Annotated in this window: 15 protein-coding genes; 5 read left to right on the top strand and 10 right to left on the bottom strand. The window is 49.6% G+C overall.

What is annotated here, in order from left to right:
* The first annotated feature begins 105 nt into the window (after positions 1-105).
* From ABGI61_RS08905 to ABGI61_RS08895, 3 genes are all read left to right on the top strand, one after another.
* The gene (locus ABGI61_RS08905; protein WP_347600039.1) at positions 106-681 is read left to right on the top strand and encodes a hypothetical protein; all 576 of its coding nucleotides are present in this window, start codon (positions 106-108) and stop codon (positions 679-681) included.
* A gap of 134 nt (positions 682-815) precedes the next feature.
* Positions 816-2,171: a glutathione-disulfide reductase gene (gene gorA, locus ABGI61_RS08900; protein ID WP_347600037.1), complete on the top strand. Its 1,356-nt coding sequence runs from the start codon at positions 816-818 to the stop codon at positions 2,169-2,171.
* Entirely contained in the window at positions 2,171-4,123 is a 1,953-nt protein-coding gene (locus ABGI61_RS08895) for an alkaline phosphatase D family protein (RefSeq protein WP_347600035.1), read from the top strand. Before gorA ends, ABGI61_RS08895 begins: the two co-directional genes overlap by 1 nt.
* 5 nt (positions 4,124-4,128) lie before the next feature.
* Here ABGI61_RS08895 and ABGI61_RS08890 read toward each other — a convergent pair whose 3' ends face one another.
* From ABGI61_RS08890 to ABGI61_RS08880, 3 genes are all read right to left on the bottom strand, one after another.
* A complete protein-coding gene (locus ABGI61_RS08890; protein WP_347600033.1) occupies positions 4,129-5,121 on the bottom strand; it encodes an SMP-30/gluconolactonase/LRE family protein in 993 nt (330 codons plus the stop codon).
* 77 nt (positions 5,122-5,198) lie between these two features.
* The gene (gene map / locus ABGI61_RS08885; RefSeq protein WP_347600031.1) at positions 5,199-5,984 is read right to left on the bottom strand and encodes a type I methionyl aminopeptidase; all 786 of its coding nucleotides are present in this window, start codon (positions 5,982-5,984) and stop codon (positions 5,199-5,201) included.
* Positions 5,965-6,183 carry a ParD-like family protein gene (locus ABGI61_RS08880; RefSeq protein ID WP_347600029.1) on the bottom strand — a complete coding sequence of 73 codons (219 nt, stop codon included), beginning with the start codon at positions 6,181-6,183 and terminating at the stop codon, positions 5,965-5,967. The genes map and ABGI61_RS08880 overlap by 20 nt, the downstream gene beginning before the upstream one ends.
* Positions 6,184-6,362: 179 nt before the next feature.
* Here ABGI61_RS08880 and ABGI61_RS08875 point away from each other — a divergent pair, with 179 nt between their 5' ends.
* Positions 6,363-6,956 carry a hypothetical protein gene (locus tag ABGI61_RS08875; RefSeq protein WP_347600027.1) on the top strand — a complete coding sequence of 198 codons (594 nt, stop codon included), beginning with the start codon at positions 6,363-6,365 and terminating at the stop codon, positions 6,954-6,956.
* Between the two features lie 6 nt (positions 6,957-6,962).
* Here ABGI61_RS08875 and ABGI61_RS08870 read toward each other — a convergent pair whose 3' ends face one another.
* From ABGI61_RS08870 to hutH, 3 genes are all read right to left on the bottom strand, one after another.
* Complete coding sequence (locus ABGI61_RS08870) at positions 6,963-8,258, bottom strand: aminotransferase class V-fold PLP-dependent enzyme (protein WP_347600025.1); 1,296 nt, start codon at positions 8,256-8,258, stop codon at positions 6,963-6,965.
* A gap of 166 nt (positions 8,259-8,424) precedes the next feature.
* Complete coding sequence (gene hutU, locus ABGI61_RS08865) at positions 8,425-10,428, bottom strand: urocanate hydratase (protein ID WP_347600023.1); 2,004 nt, start codon at positions 10,426-10,428, stop codon at positions 8,425-8,427.
* A 10-nt stretch (positions 10,429-10,438) separates the two neighbouring features.
* Positions 10,439-11,944 carry a histidine ammonia-lyase gene (gene hutH, locus ABGI61_RS08860; RefSeq protein WP_347600021.1) on the bottom strand — a complete coding sequence of 502 codons (1,506 nt, stop codon included), beginning with the start codon at positions 11,942-11,944 and terminating at the stop codon, positions 10,439-10,441.
* Between the two features lie 117 nt (positions 11,945-12,061).
* Here hutH and ABGI61_RS08855 point away from each other — a divergent pair, with 117 nt between their 5' ends.
* Positions 12,062-12,961: a LysR family transcriptional regulator gene (locus ABGI61_RS08855; RefSeq protein WP_347600019.1), complete on the top strand. Its 900-nt coding sequence runs from the start codon at positions 12,062-12,064 to the stop codon at positions 12,959-12,961.
* Between the two features lie 90 nt (positions 12,962-13,051).
* Here the strand turns inward: ABGI61_RS08855 and ABGI61_RS08850 are convergent, their stop codons facing one another.
* The 4 genes from ABGI61_RS08850 to ABGI61_RS08835 all read right to left on the bottom strand — a co-directional run bounded on the left by ABGI61_RS08850 (position 13,052) and on the right by ABGI61_RS08835 (position 17,475).
* A complete protein-coding gene (locus ABGI61_RS08850) occupies positions 13,052-13,291 on the bottom strand; it encodes a hypothetical protein (protein WP_347600017.1) in 240 nt (79 codons plus the stop codon).
* Positions 13,292-13,550: 259 nt separating this feature from the next.
* Positions 13,551-14,728, bottom strand: a protein-coding gene (locus ABGI61_RS08845) for an IS3 family transposase (protein ID WP_347600015.1) whose coding sequence is annotated in 2 segments (ribosomal slippage) — positions 13,551-14,461 and positions 14,461-14,728 — 1,179 coding nt in all. Because the reading frame shifts where the segments join, the coding sequence is not laid out codon by codon here.
* A gap of 381 nt (positions 14,729-15,109) precedes the next feature.
* A complete protein-coding gene (locus ABGI61_RS08840) occupies positions 15,110-16,729 on the bottom strand; it encodes a serine hydrolase (protein ID WP_347600013.1) in 1,620 nt (539 codons plus the stop codon).
* A gap of 386 nt (positions 16,730-17,115) precedes the next feature.
* On the bottom strand, positions 17,116-17,475 hold the full coding sequence (locus tag ABGI61_RS08835; protein ID WP_347600011.1) for a MerR family transcriptional regulator: 360 nt from the start codon (positions 17,473-17,475) through the stop codon (positions 17,116-17,118).
* Between the last annotated feature and the right edge of the window lie 379 nt (positions 17,476-17,854).

Raw genomic sequence — 17,854 nt, 5'->3', positions numbered from 1 at the left:
GTTGGGGCTACGCCGGTTTTTGTCAACCGCTGCTCTGCGCTATTGGCAGCCTGTTTAGGCTTGGCTATACTGCTGACAGTTTGTTAATCAAAGGAATGACTCGAAATGAAAATGTTAGCAAAATACCTACTTACCGGCTGCATTATTAGCAGCCTGCCACTGTGTGCCAGCGAAGATGAGATCAATGAGGCCATCAGCGCCGCCAGTAAACACTATAAAGCCGGCGAGTTATCGCAAGCCATTGCCCAGCTGGATTATGCCAGCACCCTGATCCGGCAAGAAAAAGGTGAACTGGTCAAGCAGGCATTCCCGCCCGCCCCAGCCGGCTGGCAAGCGGAAGAAGCGCAAAGCGAAGTAGCCGCTGCCGCCATGTTCGGCGGTGGCATTACCGCCAGCCGCAACTACTACAACGATAACCAGAGTATTGAAATGCAGCTGATGATGGACTCCCCCATGCTACAGGCGTTTTCAATGATGCTGAGTAATCCGTCGATGATTGCCATGTCTGGCGGTAAGCTGGTTAAAATTCAGGGCTTACAGGCGGTGCAAAAGCTGGAAGGTGACCGCTTGGAGCTGCAGTTTGTTACCCCGGCCGGCGCTATGGTAACGGTATCAGGCGATAACGCCGCACAAAACACTATGCTGGCGCTGGCCAATGCGATTGATTTGAAAAAGCTGTAGCCCTGTCAGCCCGACGCTACAGCCGCTCTTGTTGCCTTGTGGCGCATCGGGCTTGTAAAAGCCGCAGTCACCCCTTATAACCAGCCTAAGGCTAATTCTGGCCAAGCAGTTTGGCTGTTGTTATGGAAGGGTTTATGTCTCGTCATTTTAATTATCTTGCCATCGGCGCCGGTAGCGGCGGTATTGCCAGTGCTAACCGTGCTGCCCAACGTGGTGCGAAAGCCGCCGTTATTGAAGCCAAAGCCGTTGGTGGTACCTGTGTTAATGTCGGCTGTGTGCCCAAAAAAGTGATGTGGTACGGCGCCCATATTGCTGAAGCGTTAAAATACAGCCCGGCATACGGCTTTGACATTACACAACACCGGTTTGATTGGGCTACCCTGGTAAAAAACCGCGAATCCTACATCGAACGTATTCACGGCAGCTATCAGCGCGGCTTTGCCGCTAATGGTGTCACGCTTATTGAAGGCTTTGCCCGCTTTGTAGACGCCAATACAGTAGAGGTTAATGGCGAGCGCATCACGGCAGATCACATCACCGTCGCCGTAGGCGGTCGCCCGACCAGGCCAGACATCCCGGGTAGCGAATACGGCATCGACTCAGATGGTTTTTTCGCCTTAACCACTCAACCGAAAAAAACGCTGGTGGTTGGCGCTGGTTATATCGCCGTAGAAATTGCCGGCGTATTGCATGCGCTGGGCACAGACACCCACTTGCTGGTGCGCAAAGACCGGCCACTGCGTAACTTCGACAGCGACATTACCGATATGCTGCTAGAACGCATGGCGCAGGATAAACTGCAGTTACACACCCACACTGAAGTGAGCCGGGTAGAAAAAAATACCGACGATACTCTCACGGTTTACTGCAGCAACGGCAGCGTATTTAGTAACGTAGACTGCCTGATTTGGGCCATTGGCCGCGAACCGGCCACCGACGCCATTAACCTGGCCGCCGCCGGGGTGCAAACCGATAAGCAAGGTTTTATCCGCACTGATAAGTACCAAAATACCAATGTTAAGGGCATTTACGCCGTGGGTGATATCACTGGCGAAGCCCAGCTAACACCGGTAGCAATAAAAGCCGGCCGCATGCTGGCCGAACGGCTATTTAACACAAGCCTGCCTGATGCGCATATGGACTACTCGCTAATTCCTACTGTGGTATTTAGCCACCCGCCTATTGGCACTATTGGATTAACCGAAGCAGAAGCGATTGCGCAGTATGGCGACGGCAAGGTCAAAGTGTACCGCAGCAATTTTGCTGCTATGTATAACGCCATTACGCCGCACCGGGCGCTAAGCCGCTTTAAGCTGGTGTGTGCAGGCGACGATGAAAAAGTGGTTGGCCTGCACGGCATCGGCGAAGGCATGGACGAAGTGCTGCAGGGTTTTGCCGTGGCAATGAAAATGGGCGCGACCAAAGCAGATTTTGACGCCACCGTTGCGCTGCACCCAACCAGCGCCGAAGAATTTGTCACGCTGCGCTAATGACTGAGCCGGCAGAGCAGCCAAAGCAGCCCCTGCCATTAGTGCTGGCAGGGCCTATGCTGCGCGCCATCACGCCGCGCAGCCTGACCTTTTGGCTGGCCACCTCTGAGTCAGTCAATATCAAGCTAAAGCTGATGCCAGAGGGCAACACCGCTATTGAGCTCGATGTCGCGACACTTGCACAGCATACGCAAAGTCTGCGCTGTGCTGATAAGCTGTATCTGCAGCTGATCCATATCCCGCTTGAAGCCGCGCTGCCACAAGGGTGCTGGATTGGCTACGATTTGCAACTGGCACCGGATAGCACTGCTGACTGGCAAGGCTGGCAGCAATGGGCACCCGATCTGGTCTACCCTGGTCACAACAGTCCTGGCTTTGTGATACAACCCAGCTTAGAAAAATTACTGCACGGCTCCTGCCGTAAACCGCACTTTAATGCTGATGATGGCCTGTTAGCCGCTGATAGCTATCTTGAGCAGCATGCGCCTGAGCAATGGCCGGCGTTGCTGCTATTAAGTGGCGATCAGATCTACGCTGACGATGTGGCGGCGCCGATGCTCAGGGCTATTCATCAGCTTATTAGCCAGTTGGGGTTTAGCGATGAAAGCCTGCCCTGCTCGGCAGTAGGTAGTTCACACGCACTACATAGCAGCAGCCCTTACTACTATAAGCGCGATACCTTGCTGCCAAAAACCGATGCCAGCCAGGCCGTACTGACACAAGTCTTTAAAGGCGTGAAAAAGCCGGTGTTTACCTCAGACAATGCCCGTAACCATCTCATCAGCCTGGCGGAGATGCTGGGCATGTATTTGCTGGTGTGGTCGCCCGCAGCCTGGCCGGCTGATGCTACGACGTTAACCCAGCAGCAAGCCGCTGAGCTGACGCCAGAGCAGCGCCAAAGCTACAACAAACACCAGCCTATTATCAAACAGTTTGCCGAGGGCCTCAGCAAGGTACAGCGCTTGCTGGCACATCTGCCCAGCGCAATGATCTTTGATGATCATGATGTGACCGACGACTGGAACCTGACGGCTGAGTGGGAGCAAACCGCCTATAACCATGATTTCTCCCGCCGTATTATCGGTAATGCGCTGATTGGCTATTTACTGTGTCAGGGCTGGGGTAATACGCCAGAGCGTTTTACGCCTGAGCTGCTAAAGCAAGTAGAGCACGCCTTTGCCGATAGTGGCAGCGACAAGCATCAACAGCTGATTACCGAACTGCTGCGCTTTAATCAGTGGCATTATCAATGGCCTACCGAGCCGCCACTATTGGTGCTGGATACCCGCACCCGGCGTTGGCGCTCTGAGGTCGATATTGGCAAGCCTTCAGGCCTGCTGGACTGGGAAGCCATTACTGAACTGCAGCAGGATTTAATCGGCCACGATGCTGTGGTGCTGGTGGCGCCAGCGCCGGTGTTTGGCGTAAAACTGATTGAAGGTATTCAAAAGTTTTTTACCTTTATCGGCCGGCCGCTACTGGTAGATGCAGAAAACTGGATGGCGCACCGCGGCACGGCCTACGCGCTGATGAACCTGTTTCGCCACCCAAAAACACCGAAACACTTCGTCATATTGTCCGGTGATGTGCACTATTCTTTTGTGTATGAGGTCAATTTGCGCGGCCAGCAAGGCGGGCCCGATATCTGGCAAATTACCAGTAGCGGCCTGAAAAATCAGTTCCCTGGTAAGCTACTCGATGTGTTAGACCGGCTCAACCGCTGGCTATACTCGCCACGCTCGCCGTTAAACTGGTTTACCAAGCGCCGCAGTATGAAAATTGTGCCGCACAAGCCGGACAATGCCAAAGCGGGTGAGCGCTTGTTAAACCAGTCCGGTATTGGCCTGGTAGAGCTAAACAAAGACGGCTCGCCACATAAAGTGGTGCAGCTGACGGTTAACGACGAGCAAATCGCTTTTAATATCAGCGAACAGGACGCACGTTGGGAATAGTCACGTTACTGCTGCAACGCTATACGCAGCAGATAATTCGTCGCGGTGATATACAGCCAGCGGTTATCACTGCTTAGTGCCACATTGGCTGCCGATACACCCGTTTGGATAGTGCCCAGATGTTCGCCTTCTGGCGATAGCACCCAGACGCCACCGGGCCCGGTAGCTAAAATGATGCCTGATGGCAGCACTTTTAAACCATCCGGTAAACCGTTTTGTTGCTGCGCCTGAGATGTCGCATCGAAAAACAGCTCTGCTTTGCCCAAACTGCCATCAGCCTTCACCGCATAGCGCCACCACTGGGCGGCGTTTTTATCGGAATTTGCTACATACAACCATTTTTCATACGGCGAAAACGCCAGGCCGTTAGGCCGGGTTAAGTTATCAATCAGCAAAGTGAGTTTGCCTGCGCCATCCAGCCGGTACACACCATTTACGCTAAGCTGCTTTTCAGCAGAGCTGTCGCCGCCGGCTAAGCCATAAGGCGGGTCGGTAAAATAATAGGCACCGCTACTGTGCTGCACCAAGTCATTCGGGCTATGGAGCAATTTGCCATTAAAGGCAGTCACTAAGGTTTGATACTGCGGCACGCCATCTTTGACACCGGCTAGCAATGCCAGCCGGCGGTCACCATGCTGCGCCAACACCAACTGGTTGTTATTATTAAAAATCAGCCCATTAGCGCCCTGCCCGCGGTTATTTTTCGGGTGCAGGCCGGTATAGCCAGACGGCTGCAGATAGTCGGTTAACCCCTGGGCTTCATTCCAGCGATAGACTTTATTCTCCGGCACATCAGAAAACAAAATATCGCCGGTATCCGGCTCAGCGATAGGCCCTTCAGACCAGCTAAAGCCCTCTGCCAGCACTTCTAACCTGGCATCGCTGGCGACCACCTGCTGCATTGCAGGGTTAAGGCTAAGTACCGGTTGCTCGGGCAATGAATAGGCGCATAACGTCAGGCTGGTCAGTAAAATTGGTAGTAACACAATGATACGCATAACAACTTACACCGCAGGTAAAGGATGCTCTAAAGGCTAGCATGAGTAAGCGCCGGGCGAAATGCGTAATTCTGTAGCTAGTGATTGAGTAGTGCTTGCTCTTCCGGCCGCAGCGTCAGTACCTCGACGCCGGTTTCGGTTACCGCCACTGTATGCTCCCACTGTGCCGACAACTTTTTATCGCGGGTCACCACAGTCCAGCCATCTTTTTTGGTTTTCACTTTAGCACTGCCCTGGTTAAGCATCGGCTCTATAGTAAATACCATGCCGGGTTTTAGCAGCATACCGCTGCCGGCGGCGCCATAATGCAGCACCTGCGGCGCTTCGTGCATTTCCCGGCCAATACCATGGCCGCAATATTCACGCACCACACTGTAACCTTTACTGCGGGCAAACTGCTCAATGGCAAAGCCAATATCACCCAACCTGGCGCCGGGTTTTACCGCTTTTATACCCAGCCACAGTGCGCTGTAGCAGTCATCTACCAATTGCCGTGCCGCTAAGCTGAGTTCGCCTATGCCATACATCTTGCTGGAATCGGCAATAAAGCCGTATTTTTCCAATGTGATATCGACATTAACAATATCGCCCTCTTTTAGCAGCTGCGTAGCGGATGGCACGCCGTGACATACCACGTCGTTGACCGAGGTATTGAGCACATAGGCAAAACCATACTGACCTTTACTGGCTGGCCGCGCCTGCAATTCATCAACAATATAACGCTCGGCCAGCTCATTAATCTGCAAGGTCGACATACCGGCCACTATTTTATCGTCCAGCATAGCAAAAACCTGTGCCAGTAAACGGCCGGCTTCGCGTTGCAGCGCCAGCTCTTCAGCAGTTTTAAGCTGAACGCCGCTCATCGCCACCTCCGGCTAATTTTACCTCAGCGTGTTGCAGTAACATCAGCACCAACTGCTGGTAATTATGTGTTGGGTATAGCTCGGCCAGCATACCCATTTTTAGCCAGAATTCAGCCTGGGCATTAATAGAGCGCGACATAGCGCCGCTGGCTTTACGAATTTCTTCATGCAGCTCATCTGCAATTTTAACAATGCCCAAGGTTTACTCCGCTACCGGGCCGATGAATATATGAAGTATATATAAAACATATATTAAGTAAAGCGGCGTTTGCATTGGCAGCAACAACCGAAGGAAACAAAAAATTAACAAAGCATATTGCCAATTTACATGTTATCGATAACACTGAAGCACGTTAATCTTGAAGAAGGATGATAACTATGTCCCGCTTTACTCTGCGTAATCTCTATTTACTGCCTTTACTGTGCTGCCCATCAGTGGTATTTGCTCAATTTGATCAATGCAGTATTGAGGTACCCAGTGCAGTGCATGGCAGTCAGATCTGGCTGCAACTGGGTCATCCGCTGAATATGACCATAGAGCGCCTCGGCCGCTTACAAGACAGTGCCGGGGCTAAGCTGGTTACCTTGGCTTATCAGGGTTGGCAGCAAGGCAAAACCGAGCTGCAAATTAGTAATGACGTTGCAGCACTGTGTAAAACCTTTAGCACTGCGGAGCTGGAGGCAGATATCGTTGATGATCCCTGGCCGGTGCCTCGCACTGTGTGCGGCGATGTCAGTGAAAGTGTACTTAATGCCATGAAAGATTCGGGCAGTACCGCTGCAGCGAACGTACTGTTTCAGTTAAAAGGTGAAGAAGCCGCTCCCAATATGTTGCCGTTGGTCGAACAAGCAGTGGCGCTAAAGCGGCAAAATGCCAGTGATACACAGATTCTTGAGCAACTCTATGCCAGCTGCGCTACAAAAAGCGCCGCGGAAAAGGCGGCGCTTGGCAAAGAGTTTTATGTCGAGTAAAGCCGGTTATACCGATGCCAAGGCTGCCAGTGAGCGCTCAATTTCCTGCTCGCTATTGATTAAACTGGGCGCAAAGCGGGCGTAAGATTTGCGATAGGGTGTACTGCTCATAATAATACCCTTAGCATGCATGGATTTGACCACGTCATCTGGTGGCATTTGCTTATAGTCGAAACATACCATGCCCGAAGACAGTTCTGGCGACATTGGCGTATAGAGTTTTACCCCCGCTATTTTTGCCAAACCTTGTTTGGTTTGGCTGTTAAGTTGGTGAATACGCGCTTGCACCTCTGCTTTGCCCAGTTGCAGGTGTAATTTAAAGGCTTCAGGCAACGCCCACCGATGTTCAAACGAATGAAAACCACCGGGTGTCATATGCTCGCCAATCGGCACCTGGTCCTGCGTACTGCCACCCAGCCAGACATCATACGACTGACTAAAACTGGGGATAACCGCATTGCAGTGCTGCCAGCCGCGTTTGCTACCCCAGATCACACCGGTTCCGCGCGGGCCGAAGATCCATTTATGCGTACCGGCAATAAAAAAATCACAGCCCAGAGTAGAAACATCAACGTTTTCAATACCAAAGCCATGCACACCGTCAACACAAAATATAATCTGCTCAGCTTCATCCCGCTGTTTATTCTGCTCCTGCAGCATATCGGCAATAGCCCTAACCGGAAGCTTAACGCCTGTAGAAGAATGCACCCAGGTCACGGCAACGAATTTGGTTTTGGCATTAATGGCGGCTTTAAGTTTCGTGACCACTTCATCGACTGACACCTGGGCAGGATCATCATACAGTGTAACCTGGCGTACTTTAGCGCCGGTTCTGTCTGCCCTGAGCTGCAAGGACAAATCGGTGGAATAGTGATCATGTACCGTTTGCAATATTTCATCGCCCGGGCGCAGTTTTAACCCGCTGTACACCATCGCCAGCCCCATCGTTGTGCTGTCGGTCAGCGCAATTTGCCAGGCCTCGCCGCCCATGTACTCTGCCGCTGCGGCGGCGATCTGGTGATCAATGGTCATAAAATGCTCATGCCAGTAATCGGCCGGGTTTTCATCAAAAGCTTTGCGATGCCGTTCAATCGCTGCGGCCACTGGTTTGGGGTGCGAGGCCAATAAAAAGGTAGCCAGGTGAATGTATTTCGGTGTTAAAGCAAACTGTTGCCTTAGGCCTTGCCAATCGGCAGTGTTAAGACTGGGTATGGCTGTGCTGGCTTGCAGCAGGCTGGAGACCGGCAGCAAACTGCAACCAAGCAGTAATGAGGTGTGGCTAAGAAAATCGCGGCGTTTCATGGCTAATCATCCTGATTAAATTTCAATCAGTTTAGTGCATGGAGGCCAGACTGCCGTAAAGCTTTAACAGTTTGGCACTAGCCGCTTGTATCGCAAGGTGTTTTAGATGCAATAAAAAAGCCCCGACGGCAACTCCTGCGGGGCTTTCAATCATTCACAGAGGGTATCAGAACGCCAGTTTATCCAGGATATCGTCATCTACCCGATTGGCCAGGGTAACTTTTAACTTTGGTGTTCTGGCCATTTCACGCTTGATAGCAAAGTCAGCCTCAGCGTTACGCGCCCAGCTGCGCCGTGCGATACCGTTGTTAACATCAAACAGCAGCATCGATTTTAACCGGCGGTCGGCTTCACTTGTGCCATCAAGCAGCATACCAAAGCCACCGTTAATCACTTCGCCCCAGCCTACCCCGCCGCCGTTATGGATCGATACCCAGGTCGCGCCGCGGAAGCTGTCACCTATGACGTTGTGGATAGCCATATCGGCGGTAAATCGGCTGCCATCGTAAATGTTAGAAGTTTCACGAAACGGTGAGTCGGTGCCACTGACATCATGGTGATCGCGCCCCAGCACTACCGGGCCAATTTCACCGCGGGCAATGGCCGCGTTAAAGGCTGCGGCAATTTCCATCCGGCCCTCGGCATCGGCATATAAAATCCGCGCCTGCGAGCCAACTACCAGCTTGTTCTGCTTGGCGTCTTTAATCCAGGTGATGTTATCCTGCATTTGCTGCTGAATTTCTTCTGGCGCCTCTGCCATAAGGCGCTGCAGTACCTCTGCCGCAATCGCATCGGTTTTATCCAAATCTTCCGGCTTGCCAGAGGTACAAACCCAGCGGAACGGGCCGAAGCCGTAGTCAAAACACATCGGGCCGAGAATATCCTGCACGTAAGAGGGATATTTAAAATCGATACCGTTTTGGGCCATCACATCGCCACCGGCGCGTGAGGCTTCGAGTAAAAACGCATTACCGTAATCAAAAAAGTAAGTGCCTCTCGCCGTGTGCTTGTTCACCGCGTCAGCATGACGTTTTAAAGTCGCCTGCACCTTCGCTTTAAACAGCTCAGGTTCTTCCCGGATCAAACGGTTCGCTTCGTCATAACTGATACCAACCGGGTAGTAACCGCCCGACCACGGGTTATGCAGTGAGGTTTGATCTGAGCCTAAGTGCACGAAAATATCGCTTTGGTAGAAGCTTTCCCACACATCCACCACGTTACCAATGTAGGCAATCGACACCACTTCGGCATTGGCCTGCGCCTGTTTTACCCGGGCAATCAGCGCGTCCATGTTATCGATTAGCTCGTCAACCCAGCCCTGCTGATGGCGCTTAGTGGCGGCTTTCGGGTTCACTTCGGCACAGACCGTAATACAACCGGCGATGTTACCGGCTTTGGGCTGGGCACCGCTCATACCGCCTAAACCGGCGGTTAAGAAGATTTTGCCTTGGCTGCTTTCGCCCTTTTGCAATACCTTACGAAACGCATTCATCACCGTGATGGTGGTACCGTGCACTATGCCCTGTGGCCCGATATACATGTAAGAACCGGCGGTCATCTGGCCATATTGGGTCACGCCTAAGGCATTAAAACGCTCCCAGTCATCCGGCTTGGAGTAGTTTGGGATCATCATACCGTTGGTGACTATCACCCGTGGCGCTTCTTCCGACGATGGGAACAAGCCCATAGGGTGGCCCGAGTACATGTGTAATGTCTGATCGCTTTCCATCTCGCTTAAGTACTGCATGGTTAAACGATACTGCGCCCAATTTTGGAACACCGCGCCATTGCCACCATAGGTAATAAGCTCTTCCGGGTGCTGCGCCACGGCCGGATCCAGGTTGTTATCAATCATCAGCATAATGGCAGCGGCCTGCTGACATTTGGCCGGATACTCACTGATAGGCCGCGCTTTTAGCTCATAGTCCGGTTTAAAACGGTACATATAAATACGGCCGAAATCATTCAGCTCTTTAGCAAACTCTGCGGCCAGTTCGCTGTGCCAGGCTTTGGGGAAATAACGCAGCGCGTTACGCACCGCCAGCTGTTTTTCCGCTTTCGTCAGAATGTCTTTGCGCTTCGGCGCCCGGTTCGCATCCAACGGGTATGGCTTGGCTGGCGGTAACTCGGCTGGAATACCTTGCTTAATCTGCTCCTGAAAAGTCATCATCCGTATCCTCTTAATTAAGCGCAAAGTTAACAGTGAAGGCCTGGGTTTTCACCAGTTCGATCATGGCGTCGATATCCGGTTTTAACAGACGGTCTTCTTCCAACTTGGCCACTTTGCTACGGATCAGCGCAAAGTTTTGTTCAACGATATCGGAGCAGGTGTTCGGCCGGCGGAATTCAATGGCCTGCGCGGCGTACATCAGCTCAATGGCTAAAATCTTTTCCAGGTTACCTAAGATCTGATTCAGTTTACGGCCAGAGATGCTGCCCATCGACACATGATCTTCCTGCCCCATTGAGGTCGGTACGCTGTCGGCTGAGGGCGGGAAGCACAAGGATTTGTTCTCGGTAACCAGCGCCGCCGTCACATATTGCGGGATCATCATGCCGGAATTTAAGCCCCCGGCTTTGGTCAGCAAACGCGGCAAGCCATGCAGACCTTCCAGCAGTAAATAACACCGGCGGTCAGAAATGTTACCCAGCTCAGCGGCGGCAATAGAGGTGTAATCCAGCACCATCGCCAGTGGCTGGCCGTGGAAACCACCGCCAGAAATGGCTTCTTCGCTGCTGATCACAATAGGGTTATCGGTAACCGAATTCATTTCAATTTCGGCCAGCTCTTTTAAATGGTTATAGGCATTACGCGAGGCACCATGTACCTGCGGAATACAGCGCAGCGAGTATGGGTCCTGTACCCGGGCACAACCGGTATGCGAGGCCATATTTTCTGAGTCTTTAAACAGGCGGCGCATCCGGGCAGCCACTTCAATATTACCGGCAAAAGCACGGATTTGATGCAGCTCGGGCCGAAACGGCGAGCCGCTGCCCTGCATACCCTCAATACTCATGGCACCAGCGACATCGGCTAAATCCAGCAGGTAGCGCATCTTGGTCAGCGCCGTAATGGCATGCGATAAAATAAACTGGGTGCCGTTAATTAAACCCAGGCCCTCTTTAGCCTGCAATTCCAGCGGTGTCAGGCCATGCTGTGCTAAGGCTTCAGCCGCACTGATGCTGCCTTTACCCTGCCAGAACTCGCCTTCACCAATCAGCGGTAAAAACAGGTGCGACAGCGGCGCCAAATCGCCGGACGCACCCACTGAGCCCTGCTCTGGCACGACCGGAATTAAGTCCAGCTCAAGAAACGTCAGCATGCGCTCAACCACTTCTAAGCGCACTCCCGAATAGCCCTGGCTTAATGCATGCACTTTAGTAATAAGCATCAACTTGGAAATGGCTTTAGCGATAGGCTCGCCCACGCCAACGGCATGAGTGATCAGCAGATTTTTTTGCAGCAGCGCCGTCTCGGCAGGGGAGATTTGCGTATCGCACAGCGGACCAAAACCGGTGTTAATACCGTAAATAGCTTTATCAGACGCGGCCATAACCTCAACGTTGTTGCGGCTTTGATTAATTCTGGCAATAGCTTCAGTACACAACTCAGCCTTAATGCTGCCATCAGCGATACCATTAACGATATCTAAATCCATCCGGTCTAAACCATAACGAAACGTCATTTCATGCTCCTGAATTCTGCGGATCTTTATTGCCACCATGCTAGCTTGCGCCGGTTGTTTTATAAATACATAATAATCGTAACTTATTCCGAGTTTATCGAACTAAAAGAGTGTGACATGCAGGTACATGACGTCGACTTACGTTTGCTGAGAATTTTCGTCACTATCGTCGAATGTGGCGGGCTGTCGGCGGCCGAGTCACGGCTGAATATTGGCCGCTCTACCATTAGCGCCCATTTATCTGACTTAGAAATCCGTTTAGGCGTAAAACTGTGCAAGCGTGGCCGCAGTGGCTTTGAACTCACCGAGCCTGGCCGTATTACCTATCAGGCATCTTTAGAACTACTGCAGCAATGCGAAGCCTTTGCCAATACCATTGCCGGCTCTAAACAGCAGCTGTCCGGCCGGGTCACTATTGCTATTATCGACACGCTAGTCAGCGATCCGCACTGCAAAGTGGCGCAGGCCATTGCCGCGCTCAAAGACAAAAGCGATAACATTCAGTTTGATTTATACGTATGTGAAGCGCGCGAGGTGGAAACGGCGGTAGCCACCGGCCGCTCGCTTTTGGGTATCGGCGTAAGCCGGCATCATATCCGCGGCCTGGAATATACGCCGCTATTTAATGAAACCAACTATCTGTACTGTGCCAGCGGCCATCCGTTGTTTGATTGTAAAGCCGAAGATACCCAGAAGCTGTTACAGCGGGCAGAAGTGATCACCAGTAACTATATGCGCGACAAAGAGCGGCGCAACGATGGCTTAAACTACCAGAACAGCGCTATCGCCTATCATGATGAGGGCATCGCCCATTTAATCTTATCGGGTAAGTTTATCGGCTACCTGCCCGAGCACTACGCCAGCTATTGGGTTGATAAGGGTCTGTTTAAAGCCATAATGCCGCAGCAATACTGCTATCACATTCCGGTGGTGCTTATTACCGCAAAAAAACATGCGACAACCCCCCTGGCGCAAGCGATGATCGAGCACATAAAGCGTTGCCATCTGGCAAAATAATTGCTGTACATTTAACTAACTGTCAGCGATAAGAGACCGCTTGATACCCCATAAAACCAAATTAACGGTTTACCGACTCAATCAAGCAGTTTATTCGGCATCTTGTGCTGTTGCGGCTCTGGGTCTTCCGGGGCAGGCGATCACCAATCCTTCTGTCAATGCATCAATTGCCAGCACGGTTTCGCCAACAGCGGCTCTGGACTTACTGATATCTTGCGGTACGAGCGCCATCGGCCAATAGGGGCAGATCTGCTTTTTGTTATCTGGTGCAGACGAAGACAATTCATCTGGGCGAGTCTTTCCTGCTTTTGTCGATGATATCTGCTGCATACAATTTTCGTCATTTATGATGCCAGATCAGAAAAGTTACCAAAGCATATTCTTCCGGTCTGTGCGCTAACGAACATACTGTCCACCTGATCGACTGATAATTGGATAATTGGGGTCACCCATTTATTCCTACGCCCTTCACTGGGTGGATAAAGGCCTGTTTAAAGCCATTTTACCGGCAAAGTATTCGTATCAAATTCCGCTAATGCTAATTACGTCAAACCAGCACACAAATACGCCACTGGCACAAGTGTAGTGGTCAACTAATTTTGGCCACATCTTTATAGCCAAGCCAATATCTGCGCTCGGTTTCGTTTGGAGCCAAACCACCGTTATAGTGATGTGGCCTGAGCTGGCTGTAATAGCCCAGCATATATTCCAGTATTTCACGCTCTGCCTGCGCAAAGGAGCCATAACCCACCGTTGGCACCCATTCAGTCTTTAAACTTCTGAAGAAGCGCTCCATTGGGCTGTTATCCCAACAGTTACCACGTCGGCTCATACTTTGCGTTATTTGGCAGCGCCAGAGTAATTGCCTGAACTTACGGCTGGTGTAATGGCTACCCTGGCCTGAATGGAACATCACACCCTCAGGCCGACCACGTGATTCAAACGCATGGCTTAGCGCTTTACACATCAGCTCACTATCCGGTGAGAATGACATTGCCCAGCCCACCGGCTTTCGGGCAAATAAGTCCATCACAACGGCCAGATACGCCCAGCGGCTACCTGTCCAAATGTATGTCACATCGCCGCACCACACCTGATTAGGCTCCACCACAGCAAACTGGCGGTCAAGCAGGTTTGGAATGTCGACATGCTCCGCACCGCCTTTTTTATAAGAATGCCGTGGCTGCTGGCAGCTTTCCACATCCAGTAAGCGCATGTATTTAGCCGCCAGATAGCGGCTGAGCTTCCCCCCTTGAGCCGTTGCCATCTCGGCAATGCTACGTGCTCCGGCTGAGCCTCGGCTGGCGTTAAACAGCTCTTTTACTTTACTAAGCTTTTGCACATGCTCAGGCTTAATATCTGTTGGCCTTTGCTTCCAGTACTTAAAACTGCTGCGATGGACTCCAAAGACCTGACACAGCCGTGCCACGGTATAGCTCTGCTTGAGTTTCCCAATTATCTCGAATTGTTCAGGGAGTCCGACATCAAGAGAGCTGTAGCCTTTTTTAATATGTCCTTTTCTATTTCCAAATCCCTGATTTTCTTCTCTAACTCACGGATATTTAATTGGTCTGGCGTCATCGGCGTGGCTTTGGGCCGAACACCGGCGCGCTCTTCACGCAGCTGGCGAACCCATTTATCCATTGTTGATTTACCCACACTCATTGCCTGGGCGGCCTTAGCAACGGAATAGCCCTGGTCAACGACTAACTGAGCACATTCGAGACGAAATTCTGGGCTGAATGTAGGTCTTGTTTTTTTGTTCATCATGTCACCTAATGTCATACGAGGTGGATCATAACACCTCTAATCAGGTGGCCAAATTCAGTGTGCCACTACACTCAATATCGTGATACACAACTTGAATTGGAGACTCGCCATTTAGAATCTGTTTTGTTGTAAAAGCTTCTGAATTCTTGGGTGCAGAAAATGGCCATTCACTGCTTTTTCTAAAAAAAGAAAACACCGGTAAATCCTCTTCATTCAAGGCAAAATAATATCATTTCCCAGTTAGCCATTCGAAAAAACAACCGTCAACCACACCTGCTCCAAAACTAACATGTTTTGCATTAATGTTTCATTAAAATACAAATGATGACAGTCTTTAACAAACCACTGTGAGTTTTAAGCTGAATATACAGAATCTCACTACTCAGGGGAGGTACTTCTTAACACAGACACTGGCTTGCCAAAAAAGCTTTCCTTTTGGGTAGTCGTACTATCTATGATCCAATCATTGTCTACACGAAAAATGTATCTAGATTTCTCCACCTCTGGCGTAATATATCTAACCCAGCCTCCTTGGATTCGTTTCATTGGAAGTGAAAAGCGATGCCATCCATTGAAGTCACCACTTAAAAATACAGCATATGCATTGTCGTGGCCTTGCAGAAACACCTTTATGCCCTGCTTGCTGTCTAATGTATCTAATCCATCAAATATTTTCGCAGCGTTCTCAGCCTCAGGGTTTACAGACAGCACGTAAGATAGCTTTTCTCTAGCTGTGATTAAATCTCCCATTCGTAAGCTGGCGATTCCTTCACCATAAGCTATTTCGACTGCATCATAATTTAGCTTTTTAAGTTTGGAGTAAATATTTGAGGCTCGCTTGTAATCACCATACTCTGCCAACTCATAGGCAACATCTGCCATCAGATCTATGTCTTGAGGTAGATCTTCCGAAACAACGCCGTCATTTAATACAGAACGGATAAGTCTTGATTTATAAATACACCCTGAGCACTCGAGCCATTGATATAAATTACTATTTATTGGTAAGGAAGTAATACTCTCTACCAACCACTGATCCAACACACTCCCTCGTTCTGAATTCGACAAGTAGACCAAGCCTGACCTAACGTCAGTATCTATAAGTGCGAGAGCTCTGAAGCCAGGGTTAGAGCCGGTATGGAGAATAAATTGCGAACTCTTTACTCTCTCTACGATGATACCGAGGCCCCAATCAGCACTAATTTCATTGGAATACTCTTTACTCTGAACCTGCAACATAGTCTCTACTTGAGGCATCGGTAATATCTCTCCTGCCATCAAACCACGTAAGAAATTTAGGTAATCAGAGGATGTAGTAACCAAAGAATATGCAGCTGAACCAAGCCGGTGGTTAGACAATGGAAGTCGTTGCCCCGTTATACTAGTACCAGCTATCGGCTCAATAGAGCCAGAAATATAACTCGTATGCCTCATGTTTAAGGGTTTAAAAATGTAATCCGATGCAAGTTGCTGAAGTGACTTGTTACTTGTTATCTCCACTACTGACTGAAGCAATTCGTAAGCTTCACCAGAATAAGTAAAGCTTTGTCCTGGAGGTGACGAAAAGTGTAACCCTCTTTTATCACGCCAATTCGGCAAACCTGACTTGTGTACCAAAATATGTCTGACTGTTAATTTTTCAAAACCAGTTTGATGGTATATATTTTGAAATCGCACAGGAAGCTGCTGTACATCTATTAAATCAATTAGTTTCGAATCGAGGGATAATCTGCCCTCATTGATTAGCTTATTAACAATGACTGAAAAAACGGGCTTGCTCAAAGAGGCTGCTTCAAAAGCTGTCGTAGGCGAAACACCTTCAGAATTGCAAGATAAGTTACTGCCGTCACTGCTAATCCATGATAAAGAATAACCTGCCAAAGCATACTTGTTTGACTCTGATTTAAGACTACTGCAGAAATCCGTTTTAGTCACCGAGCTGCAACCATTCAAGAGTAGCGATATGATCAATACCAACCTGACTAGAATTGCTTTCATAACACTCCCTACTAAAGCATTTATAGCAATATGACTGGACACGTGGCCCTGCTGTATAAATACCTAGCGTTGAATTTATTAATGAATCTCAATACTACATACTCATATTGTTTAAATTGCTTAAAAATGCCTGAAGATTTCTGAAGGTCAGCCTTTTGACCCAGATTCTCATTTAACCAATCACCAAACTGCTTTTAGGTTTCTGCATCTTGTTGCTAAACATGCCTCTACTTGGAACAAAACAAGTTGTTACCACTGCGTTGTAATCGACGGGAGCTGTTGAAAGTTGTTTCATGTTTTTGTGTTAAACGCAGGAGCTGCCTGACCGTTATAAATAAACACAGGTGCTGCGTTGAATATTGCCAGCTCCTTTGAACTTAGAAAATTCACCTGAAACAGACTGACTCTGCTAACTCTGCTTCAAGCTTTGCGAGACTTCGCTCAATTTCCTTCAACGCTTTTATTTGTCGTTCTATAGAGATTCTCTTTTCACTCAGCGCGAAAATTATTGCTTCAGGAGGAAAGCCCCGCTCTATATTCGCGTTTTTAGCGATGGCTTTAAGTTCGTTAAGTGTAAAACCAAGCTTTTGAGCCTGCTTAATTTGGATAACAGTAGGAATGTAAGTTTCATCATATACACGGTAACTTCCATTTCTTTTAGCTGGGGGAAGCAAACCGATGGATTCGTAGAGTCTTATCGTTTTTGGTGTTGTGCCTGTTAACTTTGCGAATTTGCCGATATACATAACATCTCATCTCACTGCTAATTTAGGTGAAGTACACAGCCATTTTTTAACAGGTTTGTATAACTGAACGATGCCCCAGACCAATTCTGGTATGAAAAACGCGACTACGAGATACGTGACATTACCCACGATAACTGCGTACAACATTGCGAATGAGAATAATAAACGTGCAATTCCATCAGCAACACCGAACATTCTTAGTGGTTTTAATACACGCATAACAGCCCATACAACTACTATGCTACCCAATAGATTAACAAATAATAAATGGATTGGTTCAAACACTGGAAACTGACCAGTTAAACTGTTCTTACCCATAAAAAGTAGACACTCGGTTATGCGCATTTGCGCTCAAACTCAGCCGGGCTGACATAGCCAA

It is taken from the genome of Rheinheimera fenheensis (assembly GCF_039871805.1).
In the GTDB taxonomy this organism is placed as follows: Bacteria; Pseudomonadota; Gammaproteobacteria; order Enterobacterales; family Alteromonadaceae; genus Alishewanella; species Alishewanella fenheensis.
Note: the sequence above shows the minus strand (reverse complement) of the source record. Positions and strands in the feature narration are given on the sequence as shown.

What these genes read in the sequence shown, in the direction of transcription:
- ABGI61_RS08905 (WP_347600039.1), top strand. Translation starts at nt 106, where the DNA reads ATGAAAATGTTAGCAAAATACCTACTTACCGGCTGCATTATTAGCAGC.
- ABGI61_RS08835 (WP_347600011.1), bottom strand. Translation starts at nt 17,475, where the DNA reads ATGTATATCGGCAAATTCGCAAAGTTAACAGGCACAACACCAAAAACG.
- hutU (WP_347600023.1), bottom strand. Translation starts at nt 10,428, where the DNA reads ATGATGACTTTTCAGGAGCAGATTAAGCAAGGTATTCCAGCCGAGTTA.
- ABGI61_RS08890 (WP_347600033.1), bottom strand. Translation starts at nt 5,121, where the DNA reads ATGCGTATCATTGTGTTACTACCAATTTTACTGACCAGCCTGACGTTA.
- ABGI61_RS08850 (WP_347600017.1), bottom strand. Translation starts at nt 13,291, where the DNA reads ATGCAGCAGATATCATCGACAAAAGCAGGAAAGACTCGCCCAGATGAA.
- ABGI61_RS08855 (WP_347600019.1), top strand. Translation starts at nt 12,062, where the DNA reads ATGCAGGTACATGACGTCGACTTACGTTTGCTGAGAATTTTCGTCACT.
- map (WP_347600031.1), bottom strand. Translation starts at nt 5,984, where the DNA reads ATGAGCGGCGTTCAGCTTAAAACTGCTGAAGAGCTGGCGCTGCAACGC.
- ABGI61_RS08895 (WP_347600035.1), top strand. Translation starts at nt 2,171, where the DNA reads ATGACTGAGCCGGCAGAGCAGCCAAAGCAGCCCCTGCCATTAGTGCTG.
- hutH (WP_347600021.1), bottom strand. Translation starts at nt 11,944, where the DNA reads ATGACGTTTCGTTATGGTTTAGACCGGATGGATTTAGATATCGTTAAT.
- ABGI61_RS08840 (WP_347600013.1), bottom strand. Translation starts at nt 16,729, where the DNA reads ATGAAAGCAATTCTAGTCAGGTTGGTATTGATCATATCGCTACTCTTG.
- gorA (WP_347600037.1), top strand. Translation starts at nt 816, where the DNA reads ATGTCTCGTCATTTTAATTATCTTGCCATCGGCGCCGGTAGCGGCGGT.
- ABGI61_RS08870 (WP_347600025.1), bottom strand. Translation starts at nt 8,258, where the DNA reads ATGAAACGCCGCGATTTTCTTAGCCACACCTCATTACTGCTTGGTTGC.
- ABGI61_RS08875 (WP_347600027.1), top strand. Translation starts at nt 6,363, where the DNA reads ATGTCCCGCTTTACTCTGCGTAATCTCTATTTACTGCCTTTACTGTGC.